Source organism: Brevibacillus borstelensis (genome assembly GCF_037834415.1).
Lineage (GTDB): Bacteria > Bacillota > Bacilli > Brevibacillales > Brevibacillaceae > Brevibacillus > Brevibacillus borstelensis_A.
Genome location: NZ_JAUMSJ010000029.1, coordinates 15,564 through 30,482, shown reverse-complemented (window position 1 = coordinate 30,482; position 14,919 = coordinate 15,564). Strand labels below are relative to the sequence as shown.

Here is a 14,919-nt window from a genome sequence, read left to right as displayed (position 1 = left end):
ACGCGGGAATCGGGAGGGCGGTTTCCGTTAGAAAACCAGTTTGCTTTTTTTGTCCCCGGGAAGCACCGTACACTGGTTGCTCTGACGTTTCTTAGGGGAGGGGTACTACTTGACTGCGTTTGGGGCTGGTTTGGCTTTTTTGACAGGGTTGCTGGCGGGAGCCTATTTGCAGATGGCCTGGCTGTTTCTAATGGCGGGAGTGCTCGCGGCGGTGTGCGCGTTTGTTCCCAGGGAAGTCGGAAAAAGGCTGAGCCTTGCTGGCTTGATCTTCTTGGGAAGCGGATTTTATTTTCATTTTTACGACGGTTTGAACCAATCGTATCTGCGTGTCCCGGCTGCACCAGAGGCACTGATTCACTTTCGCGGACAGATCGCTACGCCTGTGAAACGGGACGGCGATTCGGCGCGCTTTTTTCTTTTGGTGGAGAGTGTCGGCTTCCGCAAAGAAACAATGCAGGACCTGCCCGATTCGGAACGGATTGCCTTTCGCGTCAAGTTGGAAAAAGAGCGCGAAGCGCTTGCAGTCGAAAAATGGCTTTCCGGCGACCGGATTTCCGGCAGCATGCGTTTGAGCTTGCCTGCACCCGCCCGCAATCCACATGCCTTTGACTACGAGCGATATCTTCGCTGGCAGGGTATTTATGTCACAGGGGACGCGGAATACGGGGAACTCGTAAGGGAAGCGGGCCAGACCGGGGTGATGGGGTTGTTTCACCACTGGCAAACCAACGCCCGGGAGCGGCTGAACCAGGTATTCGGGGATCGGGAAATAGCGGGCTACATGAGCTCATTGCTTTTGGGGGTCACAGACGGAGTTTCGCCAGATACGCAGGAGATGTACGCCAATTTGGGAATCAGCCATGTTCTGGCCATCTCCGGCCTGCATGTCACGCTCGTCAGCGGGATGTTCCTGTGGGGGATTGAGCGTCTGGGGGTTCCGCGGAAAACGGCCCTTATCTGCACTGCCTGCATGCTCGCCGGATATGTTCTTCTCGTCGGAGCCAGCGCTTCAGCTGTCCGTGCCGGGATCATGGGAGGTATTGGCCTGTTGTATCAGTCGATGAGCCGGAGGATGGACGGAAAAGAGCTCTGGGGCTGGGCCTTGATCGCAATGCTTGTTTTCAATCCCTACCAGTTGTGGCACATCGGGTTTCAACTCTCCTTTGCCGTTACACTAGGCTTGCTGATCTATGTCCCGATCAGTCAGGCGTGCGTACGGTTCGGTCCCCCCTGGCTAAGTGCCGCACTTGGCGTCACCTTTGCTGCCCAGGCTGTTTCGTTCCCCTTTTTGCTCTATCACTTTCATCAGTCACACTCTATTTCCTGGCTGGTTAATCTGATTGCCGTCCCGATTCTCTCTATCGTCGTGCTGCCTGCAGGGTACGCGGCTCTGCTGGGCAGCCTTCTGCATCCATCACTGGCGGTCATTCCATCAGGACTGGCATCGCGAATACTGGAGTGGCTGCACGATCCCTTGTTTCGACTTCATCAGACAAATGTGCCGTTTTCTTATTGGCCGCATCCGGATTTGTGGTGGTTGATCGCCTATACAGTCCATTTGATTTCAATCCCTGTATTATGGAACTTAGGCTATCACCGGAGAAGGGATCTGTTGCTCTATGCCGCAGTTTTTGTCCTCTTGCTCGGGTTGGCCAGACAGCCGTTTTCGGGAGCTGGAGAAGTCAGGATTACCTTCCTGGATGTGGGACAAGGGGATTCTATCGTTGTCGAGATTGGTAAAAAGAAGGTATACTTAATTGATGCGGGAGGGACCCCAGTGTATCCGAACAGGGGCTCCTGGAGAGAAAAACGCGATCCGTTTGAAGTTGGGAAAGATGTTGTAGCCCCGTTTTTACGGGCAAGGGGAATAGAACGGATCGACTATGTGGTGATGACGCACGGGGATCACGACCACATCGGAGGGATGGGAGCACTCGTATCGCGTTTTTCGATTGGTGCCGTACTAATTAATGGCTCATCTCCCCGTGAAGAAGAAGAGAAGTTGATCACCCGCTTCCGGGAGCGCCGTATCCCGATATTGACAGGAAAGCCTGGTCTGGCCTGGGCGGATGCTCCAGGGGTGGAGTGGGTCTGGCTTCATCCTGATGGGAACGGTAGGGAGTCGGGAAACGACGCTTCTGTCGTGCTCCAGCTCACCGCTTACGGTACGACTGTGCTGTTCACCGGCGATCTGGAGGAAAGAGGGGAACACGAGCTGCTTGCGGGGAAGCTGTCTCCACGGGCAGACGTCTTGAAAGTAGGCCATCACGGCAGTCGAACATCCACTTCTGCCGATTTGCTGGCTGCTATACAACCGAAAAACGCCGTCATTTCTGCCGGCCAAAAAAACCGTTACGGGCATCCCTCGCCTGCGGTGCTTACTAGATTACAGGAAGCGGGGGCAAAGGTATTTCGAACCGATCTGCAGGGAGCGATCACACTTGTGATCCGGAAAGACTCCATCTATTGGGAGACACAAATTTCCGATAAATAAATACTTGCAACCTTTTTTCACAGCGCCCCGTCTGTAGGAGGGAGAGGAGAATATGGGAGAAGCAGAGTTAATCAGGAAAGCGCAATCCGGGGATCATGATGCGCTTGTTGAGCTCCTCCGAACAATTGAGACCTCTGTCTACCGTAGCGCTTTTTACATCCTAGGCAATGAACAGGATGCTCTCGATGCCGCACAAGAAGCTCTAATCAGGATTTATCGTAAAATAGATACGTACCAGGAGAAGGCGAAATTTTCCACATGGGTACAGCGGGTTGTGAGCAATGTCTGCATGGATAAATTTCGCGCGAAGAAAGAGACGGTCTCGATTGACGAGCACGAGTTGATCATTCCTGATCGTAACAACGTGGAAGACGAAATCCTTCTCAACAGTTTGTCGCAAGATATACAAGCAGCAATTGAAAAATTGCCAAAGCAGTACCGAATGGTAGTCGTCCTGCGCTACCTGGAGGACTTCTCTTATCAGGAGATTGCGGAAGCGTTGGAATTGCCGCTAAACACTGTCAAGTCGTACTTGTTTCGGGCCAGACAACAGCTTCAGGAGCTGTTGTACGACTACGAGAAAGGGGGGATAGGTTGATGACCGACGAAGAAATTTGGGAATGCATGCAGCGGGATTTGGACGGAGACCTCTCATCGGAAGAAATGCGGCAGCTTCACGATATACTCCTGAAGAAGCCGGGCATGCAGCTCATGTATGACCGTTTGAAAGAAGTATCCGAGCAGTTGGAGCAGCTTCCCCCTGTTACACCTAGGTTTAGCATTGTCGACTCTATTTTGCCGCAGCTGGAGTCTGAGAAGGTCCAGCCGGCTGCCTCATCCGGCTCGCAAAAGGAGATTTTGCCAAAGCTGGAACCAAAGCAGTTGACAGCAAAAACGTCACCCGTTCATGAACGGCGAAAGTGGAACCGCGTCACCCTTTGGACGGCGCGGATCGGAAGCGGTGTTGTTGCTGCCAGTTTGTTGATCGGCCTTGTAGTCATGGGGGGGCCGTCTAGTCCCCCGGAGGAAGACGACTTCCGGCATGGAACGTCGGTCCAACCTCCCGAAGAGGTCAAACCGGCTATAGTCGGCCCGCCTACTCCTCCTCCCAGCAGCAATAATCCATCTCAACCTATCGTACCAGTGGAGGACAAGGAGCCGCCCAAGAAGAAACAACAACCGGTTAAAAGGCAGACGCCAAAACAAGAGACAACGCAAACAAAACAACCGCAGCAACAGACTCCTGCGCATACGCAAAAACCTGATCCAAACGTGCCCAAGCCTCCTCCGAAGCCGGTAGTGAAAGGCCAGGACGACAAGCTTGTCTTTCCGTACGGCGTGGACGTGCCGGACGAGGAAGAGAGGAAAAAAGCAAAAGAAAAAGAAAAGGAAAAAGAAAAGCAGGAGAAAAAGGAAAAAGACGATGACGATGACCAGGGTGATCATCAAGACAAGGAGCAAGGCAAAGGCAAGAAGGAAGACGATGAGGATTAAATTCGGGTCCGCCGTGATGAAGGTGGATGATGACGAGTGTACTGGCACCGATCCGGCAAGGGGTGCGTATAGTAAAGTATCAAGCACCCCCTGCTTACCGTTTCGGGAGAAGGTATCCCGGGGCTTCTCCCCAGAACGTTTACATAGAGGTGCCAACGGAAGAAAGCCGCGGCCTTATGGTCGCGGTTTTTTCGTTTGCAGCTGCGCGTGCTGTGCTATAATTACACGGAACACGACCTGAGGGGGGGGACATCATGCCGCTTCTTTCGGCAATTCGGGAGATCAAACAAAAACAGTTCGCTCCGATCTATGTGCTGCATGGACCCGAATCCTTTCTCGCGGAGGAATTCATCTCATTAGCGAAGCGGGAAATGATCGACCCGGCATACGCGGACCTGAATATGAGCTTGTATGACTGCACGGAGACATCCTTGCCGTACATATTGCAGGATGCAGAAACGCTGCCCTTTCTGGGGGAGCATCGCCTGGTAATCGCCAAACAGGCGTACTTTTTGACAGGCAGCAAGCCGCAGATTAAGCAGGAGAGCGATCCCAACGTACTGATTCCTTATCTGGAGCAGCCGCCGTCGTACACGACACTGATTCTGTGCACGGATGCCGATAAACTGGACGAGCGCAAGAAACTGGTGAAAAGCTTGCAGCAAAAAGCGAGGGTCATCCCGTTCCCGTATTTGCGGGATGCGGATTTGTACGCATGGATAGAGCGTCAAGCCAAAAAATACGAGGCAAGCATCGAACGGACGCTGACAGCCAAGCTGGCGGAGCGTGTAGGCGGAGATTTGCGCCTGCTTGATAAAGAATTGGAAAAAATGTCGTTGTACGTCGGCAAGGGCGGAGCGATTACAGAAGAAGTGATCGAGAAGCTGGCGTCCCGGACATTGGAGCAGGATGTTTTCGCCTTGATCGAACAGATAGCTACGGGCAGGCTGGACAGGGGGCTGCGCATGCTGTACGACTGTTTGAAGACCGGTGACGAGCCGATTCGCCTGCTCGCTCTGATGGCCAGGCAATTTCGTCTGCTGCTTCACGTCAGGCAGTGGGCGCCCAAAGGTTATACCCAGCAGCAGTTGGCCGGGATGCTGAAAGTTCATCCGTACGCGGTGAAGAAAGCCGGGGAGCAGGCTCGCTTTTTTTCGGAAGAAGCGCTTCGCAGGCTCCTGGCAGTTTTAGCGGAGGAAGATTTCCGGATGAAGTCAGGCCAGGTAGACAAGCAGCTTGCGCTAGAGCTGTTTATGACCCGCGTCTATGAGGAACGGATGAAAACCAAGCGGCCATGACCGTTTGGTTTTTTTGCCTTCCAATAAGCTGTCTGCATCTTTCAGACGTAAAGCCAATGCTTCAGTGACAGGCCGATCAAGCTGCACGCTTCCAAATAAAAAAACCCGTGAACGAAATGTTCGCGGGTTTTTCCGGTTCAACGTCGCTTACGCTACAGGAGCAGACAGAACGTTGAGCTTTTTCATCAAGCGAGACTTTTGACGGTTTGCTGCGTTTTTATGAATGAGACCTTTCGTAGCGGCCTTGTCCAGCTTTTTCACAGCCACCAGAAGAGTGGATTTCGCCAAATCTACATCTTGAGCAGCGACCGCTTTCTCAAAGTTTTTCACGGCAGTACGCAAATCGGACTTCTGAGAAGCACGTTGTGCGCGGCGCTTTTCGATTTGCTTGGTGCGTTTAATCGCGGATTTAATGTTTGGCATGTGTGTCACCTCCTTAGACGACCATGGGCGTGCAATACATACAACAAAACATATTCTAGCATGCAGTCCACCCATTTGCAAGAAAGGATTCGGAATAAAAATTGATGATTCAAGCAAGCTAGTAGCAGGAACAAAATGGGGAAAGGAAGTGTGCGGAGATGGAACACAATATTGACTTGTCAAGGTACGCAATACGGACAGACCTTGCGCTGGAAGCCCATGAGCTTGTACAGGAGCAGCAGAACGCCCCCGATGTGATCCCTGGGGTGCGCATTGAAACAAATGAAAGCGAACAAGGGATCAAAGTGACCCGCTTGCAGGTTGAAAACGAAGAGGCAGGAAGACACATCGGAAAACTGCCCGGCCACTACATCACTATCGAAGTGCCAAAGCTGAGAGATAACGACACAGCCGTTGAGGAACAGGTTGCACAGCGCTTTACGAAAGAGTTTGCCGCCTTTCTCGATCGTCTGGGGATTACAGAGGACAAAAAGGCGCTTGTCGTCGGACTGGGGAACTGGAATGTGACGCCGGACGCGCTGGGGCCGTTGGTCGTGGAAAACCTGCTGGTGACGCGTCATCTGTTTACGCTCGCGCCTGAATCGGTCGAGGAAGGGTATCGGGAGGTAAGTGCCTTGTCGCCAGGGGTGCTCGGTATTACCGGAATCGAGACGAGCGAAATTGTCTTCGGCGTGGTGGAAAAGAGCAAGCCCGACTTCGTCATCTGCATTGACGCCTTGGCTTCCCGTGCGCTGCATCGGGTCAATACCACGATTCAAATCTCCGATACGGGCATTCACCCGGGATCAGGGGTGGGCAACAAGCGGAAGGCGATCGACAAGCAGACGCTTGGCGTTCCGGTGATCGCGATCGGTGTCCCGACAGTTGTTTTTGCCTCGACCATTGTAAACGATGCGATCACTTATTTGCTGGGGCATTTTGGACAATCCATGAAGGAGAGCAACCGTGCTTTCAACAAGCTGGCGATGAGCACTCTGCCGGAGCGAAAGGAGCCGTACACCGAGGAGGACTTGCCGGACATGGAGGAGCGGAAGACCTTCATGGGATTGGTAGGTTCACTCCCGGAGCAGGAAAAGCGGCAGTTGATCCACGAAGTATTGCGTCCCCTGGGTCAGGATTTGGTAGTGACGCCGAAAGAGGTAGACGAATTTATCGAAGGGGCCGCCAACGTCATCGCAACCGGCCTGAACCGTGCTCTGCACCGCGCTGTGGACAGGCAAAACAGTGGAGCTTACACGCATTAAAAGGGATCATCGCAGTTGCAAGTACCCAAGCGATTCGACAGAACAAATCTCCGCAAAAATGTGAGCAGACAAGTTTGAGAGAAAAGCTAGGAAGGGGTTCTATCGTCTCTATGACGCTCATAGGCTAAAGCATAGACAAGCGGTCGACGGGAAGGTCGTCCAGATTTGTCAACGCCACAGCATGAGGAGGAGACAGATGGCACCCCTAATTCAGCGCCAATTTATCATTCTTTCCATAGTAACCGCCTTTCTCTTTGTGGTGACTGGACTTATGTCACTGAGCGGAAACCGCGTCATGATCGCATCGTCAGCTGTTCAACAGGCTGCTGCGCACGTGTCCAGTTTGCACATGCTCAAATGGATGGGCCAGGAGATTCCTGCCTTGACGGATACGGTCCACGCCTCGACAGACCGAGGGACAAACAGCGTGACGGGCTTCATGTTTCAGCTCGCGACCAGTATCAATCCGGGCGATTTGCGGAGCTTGCTGGGCAGAGAGATCCCCGGCTTGCTGACGGAAGATGCTCCCCGCTTTGCCCCAGAAAAGGGAACGGCCCTTGCCGATCACTATGCCGAGTATCCGCCGACGCCAAAACAGGTGATTGACGCCACTCCACTGGCCGCCGGATCGGAGCCTGCGGTAGAAGCGAGTGCGCCGCCAGCGGAAAACGATAAAAAAGAGCCTGCCGCGAGACCGACGACAGGCAGTAAAAAGATTGTATACGTATACCACTCCCACAACCGCGAGTCATGGCTCAGCGAGGCAAAGCAGGTGGGGACATCCGTCAACCACCCAACACGGAATATATCGCTGGTAGGGAAGCATCTCGCTGAAAGACTGAATGACCTCGGGATCGGGGCGGACGTGAATCGGGATGACATTTATCAGCGCTTGCTGGATAAAGGGAGGGACTACACGCATTCCTATGCGGAATCCCTGCAAGCGATACGGGCGGCAACCGAACAAAACCGGGAGCTGCACTATTTCTTCGACCTCCATCGCGACACGCTGCCGCGCAAGGAAACAACCGTGACCATCAACGGAAAAACGTACGCGAGAACGCTGTTCGTCGTCGGCAAGCGCAACAAAAACTACGAGAAGAACGAAGCTTTTGCCGACGCTCTTCACAAGCTCATGGAGAAGAAGTATCCGGGTTTATCGCGCGGAAAACTGGAAAAAGGGGCAAAAACGGATCACGGCGAGTATAATCAGTCCATTTCGCCGGGAAGTCTGTTAATAGAGATCGGAGGCACGGAAAATACGCTGCAAGAGTCGCTCAATACGGCAGAAGCGATTGCGGACGTATTCGCGGAGTACTATTGGCAGGCGGAGAAAGTAACGAAGCCCGAATCAGGGCCGCCCGCGAAAGGGTGAGTGGGAATGAATGTGACGGTAAGGCTGACAGGACTGTTAATCGTCCTGCTGATCGGAGTGGTGCTGGGCCTGCAAACGGCGGAGCGCGGCATTCAAAAGGTGAGCGGAATGCCGGAGCAGCAGCCGCAAACCTTTTCCATCAAAAAGATAGATAATGGACAAATGGAAATCGCCGTGATGGGCAAGCAGGTCCAGGCGGCCCCTGGTCAGGTGGTCAACTACATGAGCAATGCGGGACAATCTTTGGGGCAGATCGTAAAAGATGGCGCCAGGGTTGTGATCGAATGGATGGCCAGTATTTTTGACCCATAAGAGTAGTTTACGGACAAACAGATTGGAAGATAAAACCAGACGATGCATACAGGCCCGCCGAGCGGGCTTTTCTTCATTCGGTTCTGTTGCCGATAATTTTTTATATGTTTAGCTAAATTGTAATTTTCCAAATTTAATATGTTGCCAAAAAATTGGATCAATGGCATAATGTTGACAGTTAGTCATCTTGTCCCATGGAATATATAGGTTAGAGAGGTGCACCTGCATGTCACAGCCTGTACTGGAAATCGAAAACCTGCAAACGCACTTTTTTACGGACCGCGGGCAAATACCGGCGGTCGATGGTGTCACCATTACCGTAAACAAGGGAGAAGTGCTCGGAATCGTCGGCGAGTCCGGGTGCGGAAAAAGCGTAACCTCCCTTTCCATCATGCAGCTGGTTCCGAACCCGCCGGGAAAGATTGTCGGCGGCTCCATCAAATTTAAAGGGGAAGACCTTGTTTTGGCCAGCGAAAAGAGGATGAGGGAGATTCGCGGAAACGAGATCGCGATGATTTTTCAGGAGCCGATGACCTCGCTCAATCCTGTTTACACGATAGGCGACCAGGTTGGGGAAGCCATTCGCCTGCATATGAAGATCGGCAAAAAGGAGGCGCTTCAGCGTGCTGTGGAGATGCTGAAAAAAGTAGGCATTCCCAGGGCCGAAGGGATTGTGCACGAATATCCGCACCAGCTTTCCGGGGGAATGCGCCAGCGCGTCATGATCGCGATGGCGATGGCCTGCAATCCGGAGCTGCTGATCGCAGACGAACCAACTACTGCTTTGGACGTCACGATTCAGGCGCAAATTCTGGACCTGATGAGACATGTGAACGAAGAGTCAAAAACAGCCATTTTGCTGATAACGCACGATTTGGGCGTGGTAGCGGAAATGTGTCATCGCGTTGTCGTCATGTACGCAGGAAATGTGGTGGAGGAAGGCGATGTCCGGACGATCCTGAAGCAACCGAAGCATCCTTACACGATCGGCCTGCTGAATTCCTTGCCCAAGCTGGAAGGGTCTCAGGATAGGCTTTATTCCATCCCCGGAAACGTCCCGCTCCCCGGCTCGATACAGGTCGGGTGCAGGTTTTCGCCGCGTTGCGAGCAGGCGGACGACAAGTGCCGCACGCAGATGCCGGAGCTGCAATCAGTAGGAGCCAACCATCGAGCCCGCTGCTGGATGGCGTAAATAAATCCCGAAAGGAGCATGCAGGTGGCTGAAGATCTACTCATCGTCAAGAACCTGAAAAAATACTACCCGATCACAGGCGGCGTATTCGGGAGAGAGGTGGGCGTCGTCAAAGCTGTGGATGACGTGTCGTTTACCGTGAAAAAAGGGGAGACGTTCGGCCTGGTCGGGGAGAGCGGCTGCGGAAAATCGACGACAGGCCGTTCCCTTTTGCGTCTGATCGAGCCTACCTCTGGAGAAGTGCTGTTTGACGGAACAGACGTTATGAGCTTGCAGGGAGAAGCGCTGCGGAAGATGCGGCGCAACATGCAGATTGTTTTTCAAGATCCGTTTGCTTCTCTGAACCCTCGTCACAATATTGCAAAGATTCTGGAAGAGCCGTTGCAGGTGCACGGGATCGGCTCTGCGTCCGAGCGAAAACAGAGGGTCGCGGAAATGCTCGAAGTAGTAGGCCTGTCCAGCTACCACGCGACGCGGTATCCTCACCAATTCAGCGGCGGCCAGCGTCAGCGGATCGGCATTGCCCGGGCACTGATGCTCAATCCCAAGCTGATTGTGGCCGACGAACCCGTTTCCGCACTGGATGTCTCGATTCAGTCCCAGGTGCTCAATCTCATGCAGGATTTGCAAAGGAATTTGGGGCTGACCTATCTGTTCATCGCTCACGACCTGAGTGTCGTCAGGCATATCAGCGACCGCGTCGGAGTGATGTATTTGGGCAGGATGGTAGAGCTGACCAAAAGCGAAGAACTGTATCGCAATCCGCTGCATCCGTACACGCGTGCGCTGCTTTCAGCGGTCCCTTCTCCTGATCCGGATGCGGCGCGGGAGCGAATCATCCTGCAGGGAGATGTGCCGAGTCCAGCCAACCCGCCGGCAGGATGCACGTTCCATACGCGGTGTCCGCATGCGACGGACGAGTGCCGGCAGGTTCGCCCGGAATTTCGGGACGTCGGCGGAGGCCACTTCGTAGCGTGCCACTTGTACAACACCTGACGCTGCCTAGCCGAGTTCCTTTTAAAGGGGGGATGCAAGACAACGTTAAGTGAAAAAGCAGAGGAGAAAACGCGGAAAAATGGAAAAAGGGGGAACTCATCCATGAAGAAGAAGGTGCTTACCGCAGCGATGACGAGCCTGCTCGCGCTCTCCATGGCGCTTGCCGGGTGCTCAAGCTCGCAGCCGGCTCAGCAGCCGACCGATCAGGGGCAAGCGCAGCAAACACCGCCGGCAACGGAACCCGCCAAAAACGGACCGAAGCAATTGATCATCGGGCGGGGCGCGGATACGAAAACTCTTGATCCGATCCGGGAGACGGACGGGGAGACTTTCAAGGTGACGGAGAACATTTATGAAACGCTGGTTAGCTATGAGGATACGAACACCACGGTAATTCCCGGACTGGCTGAGAGCTGGGAGATTTCCGAGGATGGCCTGACCTATACCTTCAAGCTGCGCCAGGGCGTGAAGTTCCATGACGGGAACGATTTCAATGCCGAAGCCGTAAAGTTCAACTTTGACCGCTGGATGGACAAGAGCAACAAATACCACAATCCAGAGGGATTCCCCTACTACACTGACATGTTCGGCGGATACAAGGGAGATCCGGATCACGTGATTAAAGAAGTCAAGGTTGTCGACTCCCACACGGTTCAATTCATTTTGAACCGGACACAAGCGCCATTTTTGGCAAACCTCGGAATGTCGCCGTTTGCCATCGCTTCGCCGAAAGCGATTGAAGGAGGCAAGCTCGGAGATGAGCCTGTAGGCACCGGTCCGTTCAAGTTTGCCGGCTGGAAGCGCAATGACATCATCACGCTGGAGAAAAACCCGGACTACTGGAACAAGGAGTATCCAAAGCTGGACAAAGTCATCTTCAAGGTCATTCCGGAAAATACAGCCCGTCTGACTGCGCTTACGTCCGGAGAGATCGATCTGATGGATGGCCTGAATCCGGACGATGCCGAAGCGGTAAAAGAGAACAAGGACCTGCAGCTGATCATGCGTCCTTCGATGAACGTCGGTTACCTCGCGTTCAACACGGAGAAAAAACCGTTTGACAATCCGAAGGTGCGCCAAGCGATCAGCCACGCGATCAACAAGCCCGAGATGGTAAAAGCCTTCTACAGCGGCCTTGGCGAACCGGCTACCAACCCGATGCCGCCGAGCCTGTGGGGGTACAACGACCAGATCAAAGACCGCGAATACAACCTGGATGAAGCGAAAAAGCTGCTCGCGGAAGCCGGATTCCCGAATGGCTTCAAGGTGCAGTTCCTGGCCATGCCAGTGCCTCGTCCCTATATCCCGGACGGCAAAAAGATGGCGGAGGCGATCCAGCAGAACTTGCAAAAAATCGGCATCCAAGCCGAAATCGTCACGATGGAATGGGCCACCTATCTCGAGAAGACGAGACAGGGCGAGTACGAGATGTGTCTGCTCGGCTGGACGGGCGACAACGGCGACCCGGACAACTTCCTGTACACGCTGCTCGACAAGAATACAATCAACGGAAACAATATTCCTCGCTACTCCAATGAAGAGGTTCACCAAATTCTGTTGAAAGCGCAGTCGGCGACTGACCAGAAAGAGCGTGAAACGCTGTATAAAAAGGCACAAGAGCTGATCTTCAACGACGCGCCTCTCGTTCCGATCGCTCACTCTACACCGCCGATTGCCGCCAAAGCGGGTGTTACCGGCTACCAGCCTCATCCGAAAGGCAGCGAAAGCGTAGAAAAAGTAGACATTCAGTAAGCGTGGCAAGGGTAAGAAGGACCCTTTCTTCTTGCCCTTTCTTTTCTGTTCAACGACGGACGACGCAAGGAAAGCGAGGAGATGGCATTGCTGGCCTACACCGTTAGAAGATTGTTGATGCTGATTCCAGTGCTATTGGGCATGTCGCTCATTGTATTTGCGATTATTCACGCCATCCCGGGAGACCCGGCACTGACGATTTTGGGAGAAAAGGCAAGTCCGCAAGCTCTTGCAGATTTACGGGAACAGCTGGGGCTGAACAATCCTTGGTATACGCAATATTTTCATTACTTGGCGAATCTTCTAAAAGGGGATTTGGGGGTCTCCTTGCACTCCAAAGCACCAATTACAGTAGAAATGGGACCTTATTTGGCAGCGACGTTTGAGCTGACTTTGGTAAGCATGCTGTTCGCAGTCTTTATCGGAGTGAATGCAGGAATCATTTCCGCATGGAAACAAAACTCGTGGTTTGACTACATTTGCATGTTGATCGCTTTGATTGGAGTCTCTATGCCGGTATTTTGGCTGGGTTTGATGGAACAATGGGTATTTGCCCAGGAATTGAAGTGGTTGCCTTCTATTGGACGTGACAATCCGCGTGATCCGGTAGCTGAGATTACGCATTTTTATATAATCGATACGATTCTTGCCGGACGTTGGGATCATTTTCGCGATGTGGTGGAGCACTTGATTCTTCCGGGTGTGGCGCTGGGAACGATTCCGATGGCGATTATTGCACGGATTACCCGCTCCAGCATGCTCGAAGTGATGCGATCCGACTATATCCGGACAGCAAGAGCCAAGGGGCTTGGGCAGTTTTTTGTCGTGTACAAGCACGCTTTGAAAAACGCGCTGATTCCCGTGCTTACGATTGTGGGGGTGCAAGTCGGCCTCCTGATTGGCGGCGCGGTGTTAACAGAGACGATTTTCGGGTGGCCGGGTGTAGGGAGATACATCTATACGGCGATCGGAAACCGGGATTATCCCGTCATTCAATCAGGAATTTTGATCATCGCAACGATTTTCGTCCTGATAAACCTGGTGGTCGACCTCCTGTACGCTTACGTCGATCCGCGTATTAAATACCGTTGAGGAGGCAGTAAGATGGCAGAAACCCATGTGCAAACGGTACCGGTCAAGAGAATGGATGAGCCGATCTCATCTCCGTGGCGGGACGCTTTGAGGATCCTTCGCAAGAACAAGATGGCGATTATTGGATTTTGCATCATCCTTTTCTTCGTCTTGCTGGCAATCCTTGCTCCCGTTATCACCCCTTACGAGTACGACAAAGGAGAACTGGTAGATAAGAACCTGCCTCCGTCTGCCGAACACTGGTTTGGAACGGACTACAATGGACGCGACGTCTTTACGCGCGTCATTTACGGCGCGCAGATTTCCCTTCGGGTCGGGCTGTTTGCGGTGATTGGTTCCGTCGTCGCAGGGACCTTCCTCGGACTGTTGGCTGGCTATTACGGACGGTGGATCGACACGCTCATCTCCCGGCTGTTTGACATTATGCTGGCGTTTCCCAGCATACTGTTGGCCATTGCCATTGTCGCCATTCTCGGGCCATCCCTGGAAAACGCCTTGCTCGCGATTGCCATAGTAAACGTGCCGACATACGGCCGGCTTGTCCGCTCGCGGGTACTGAGTCTGAAGGAAGAGGAATACGTGATGGCCGCGAAAGCCATCGGGTCGAAGCATTCTCATATCATCATTCAGCACATACTCCCCAACAGCCTGGCGCCGATCATCGTGACGGGTACGCTGGGGATAGCGACTGCGATCATTGAAGCTGCGGCCTTGGGTTTTCTCGGCCTGGGAGCTCAACCGCCACAGCCGGAGTGGGGATTGATGCTCTCCGACTCCCGCCAATATATTCAGAAAGCGCCGTGGACCGTCATTTTTCCGGGCTTGTCCATCATGTTGACTGTACTTGGCTTTAACCTGATCGGTGACGGCCTTCGCGATGCCCTTGATCCGAGGATGAAAAACTAGCAGAGCCAATCGACTCGTGGTTGACAGATGATGCTTCCATGAGTCAACAACTGAAAACCCCGAAATCAAGGAGGTGGCTTGATTCGGGGTTTTTCCTGTCGTCGATGCCGATTCACAGGTGGATAAGTGCTGGACCTGGCAGAAGCTTCAACTGCAGAGGATGCAGTCCGTGTAGGAATTGCAGTTGTAGGTATGGCAGGTGAACGTCGCCGCCTCCTCGCTGGAAGAAGAACAGTCTACTTCTGCTACTTGCAGATCAAGGTCAAACATGTCTTTGCTCATTGAATTTTCATCCTCTCTACCATATAATTACACTACAT

At 53.2% G+C, this 14,919-nt stretch carries 14 protein-coding genes; 12 read left to right on the top strand and 2 right to left on the bottom strand.

Annotated features, from left to right (window positions below; genetic code table 11):
* Positions 1-109: 109 nt before the first annotated feature.
* From Q3F21_RS19645 to holA, 4 genes are all read left to right on the top strand, one after another.
* Complete coding sequence (locus Q3F21_RS19645; RefSeq protein ID WP_340256893.1) at positions 110-2,494, top strand: DNA internalization-related competence protein ComEC/Rec2; 2,385 nt, start codon at positions 110-112, stop codon at positions 2,492-2,494.
* 52 nt (positions 2,495-2,546) lie between these two features.
* Positions 2,547-3,092, top strand: a complete 546-nt coding sequence (locus Q3F21_RS19640; protein ID WP_340256890.1) for an RNA polymerase sigma factor — start codon at positions 2,547-2,549, stop codon at positions 3,090-3,092.
* On the top strand, positions 3,092-3,988 hold the full coding sequence (locus tag Q3F21_RS19635) for a hypothetical protein (RefSeq protein WP_340256888.1): 897 nt from the start codon (positions 3,092-3,094) through the stop codon (positions 3,986-3,988). Before Q3F21_RS19640 ends, Q3F21_RS19635 begins: the two co-directional genes overlap by 1 nt.
* A gap of 254 nt (positions 3,989-4,242) precedes the next feature.
* A complete protein-coding gene (gene holA / locus Q3F21_RS19630; protein WP_340256885.1) occupies positions 4,243-5,286 on the top strand; it encodes a DNA polymerase III subunit delta in 1,044 nt (347 codons plus the stop codon).
* A gap of 147 nt (positions 5,287-5,433) precedes the next feature.
* On the opposite strand, the gene rpsT is transcribed toward holA, so the two are convergent.
* Positions 5,434-5,709: a 30S ribosomal protein S20 gene (rpsT, locus tag Q3F21_RS19625; RefSeq protein WP_003390724.1), complete on the bottom strand. Its 276-nt coding sequence runs from the start codon at positions 5,707-5,709 to the stop codon at positions 5,434-5,436.
* Positions 5,710-5,867: 158 nt separating this feature from the next.
* Here rpsT and gpr point away from each other — a divergent pair, with 158 nt between their 5' ends.
* The 8 genes from gpr to nikC all read left to right on the top strand — a co-directional run bounded on the left by gpr (position 5,868) and on the right by nikC (position 14,599).
* The gene (gpr, locus tag Q3F21_RS19620; RefSeq protein ID WP_340256882.1) at positions 5,868-6,974 is read left to right on the top strand and encodes a GPR endopeptidase; all 1,107 of its coding nucleotides are present in this window, start codon (positions 5,868-5,870) and stop codon (positions 6,972-6,974) included.
* Between the two features lie 196 nt (positions 6,975-7,170).
* Positions 7,171-8,349 (top strand): stage II sporulation protein P, encoded by a 1,179-nt coding sequence (spoIIP, locus tag Q3F21_RS19615; protein ID WP_340256880.1) that lies wholly within the window; start codon positions 7,171-7,173, stop codon positions 8,347-8,349.
* 6 nt (positions 8,350-8,355) lie between these two features.
* Positions 8,356-8,661: a DUF3679 domain-containing protein gene (locus Q3F21_RS19610; protein ID WP_340256878.1), complete on the top strand. Its 306-nt coding sequence runs from the start codon at positions 8,356-8,358 to the stop codon at positions 8,659-8,661.
* 226 nt (positions 8,662-8,887) lie between these two features.
* Complete coding sequence (locus Q3F21_RS19605) at positions 8,888-9,853, top strand: oligopeptide/dipeptide ABC transporter ATP-binding protein (RefSeq protein WP_340256876.1); 966 nt, start codon at positions 8,888-8,890, stop codon at positions 9,851-9,853.
* Positions 9,854-9,877: 24 nt separating this feature from the next.
* Positions 9,878-10,849, top strand: coding sequence for a dipeptide ABC transporter ATP-binding protein (locus Q3F21_RS19600; protein WP_340256874.1), 972 nt, complete (start codon positions 9,878-9,880; stop codon positions 10,847-10,849).
* Between the two features lie 102 nt (positions 10,850-10,951).
* On the top strand, positions 10,952-12,601 hold the full coding sequence (locus Q3F21_RS19595; RefSeq protein WP_340256871.1) for an ABC transporter substrate-binding protein: 1,650 nt from the start codon (positions 10,952-10,954) through the stop codon (positions 12,599-12,601).
* An 81-nt stretch (positions 12,602-12,682) separates the two neighbouring features.
* Positions 12,683-13,693, top strand: a complete 1,011-nt coding sequence (locus tag Q3F21_RS19590; RefSeq protein WP_340256868.1) for an ABC transporter permease — start codon at positions 12,683-12,685, stop codon at positions 13,691-13,693.
* A 12-nt stretch (positions 13,694-13,705) separates the two neighbouring features.
* Complete coding sequence (nikC, locus tag Q3F21_RS19585; protein ID WP_340256865.1) at positions 13,706-14,599, top strand: nickel transporter permease; 894 nt, start codon at positions 13,706-13,708, stop codon at positions 14,597-14,599.
* A 147-nt stretch (positions 14,600-14,746) separates the two neighbouring features.
* Here the strand turns inward: nikC and Q3F21_RS19580 are convergent, their stop codons facing one another.
* A complete protein-coding gene (locus Q3F21_RS19580) occupies positions 14,747-14,881 on the bottom strand; it encodes an FDLD family class I lanthipeptide (protein ID WP_340256862.1) in 135 nt (44 codons plus the stop codon).
* Positions 14,882-14,919: the final 38 nt, after the last annotated feature.

What these genes read in the sequence shown, in the direction of transcription:
- Q3F21_RS19640 (WP_340256890.1), top strand. Translation starts at nt 2,547, where the DNA reads ATGGGAGAAGCAGAGTTAATCAGGAAAGCGCAATCCGGGGATCATGAT.
- Q3F21_RS19635 (WP_340256888.1), top strand. Translation starts at nt 3,092, where the DNA reads ATGACCGACGAAGAAATTTGGGAATGCATGCAGCGGGATTTGGACGGA.
- holA (WP_340256885.1), top strand. Translation starts at nt 4,243, where the DNA reads ATGCCGCTTCTTTCGGCAATTCGGGAGATCAAACAAAAACAGTTCGCT.
- rpsT (WP_003390724.1), bottom strand. Translation starts at nt 5,709, where the DNA reads ATGCCAAACATTAAATCCGCGATTAAACGCACCAAGCAAATCGAAAAG.
- gpr (WP_340256882.1), top strand. Translation starts at nt 5,868, where the DNA reads ATGGAACACAATATTGACTTGTCAAGGTACGCAATACGGACAGACCTT.
- spoIIP (WP_340256880.1), top strand. Translation starts at nt 7,171, where the DNA reads ATGGCACCCCTAATTCAGCGCCAATTTATCATTCTTTCCATAGTAACC.
- Q3F21_RS19610 (WP_340256878.1), top strand. Translation starts at nt 8,356, where the DNA reads ATGAATGTGACGGTAAGGCTGACAGGACTGTTAATCGTCCTGCTGATC.
- Q3F21_RS19605 (WP_340256876.1), top strand. Translation starts at nt 8,888, where the DNA reads ATGTCACAGCCTGTACTGGAAATCGAAAACCTGCAAACGCACTTTTTT.
- Q3F21_RS19595 (WP_340256871.1), top strand. Translation starts at nt 10,952, where the DNA reads ATGAAGAAGAAGGTGCTTACCGCAGCGATGACGAGCCTGCTCGCGCTC.
- Q3F21_RS19590 (WP_340256868.1), top strand. Translation starts at nt 12,683, where the DNA reads ATGGCATTGCTGGCCTACACCGTTAGAAGATTGTTGATGCTGATTCCA.
- nikC (WP_340256865.1), top strand. Translation starts at nt 13,706, where the DNA reads ATGGCAGAAACCCATGTGCAAACGGTACCGGTCAAGAGAATGGATGAG.
- Q3F21_RS19580 (WP_340256862.1), bottom strand. Translation starts at nt 14,881, where the DNA reads ATGAGCAAAGACATGTTTGACCTTGATCTGCAAGTAGCAGAAGTAGAC.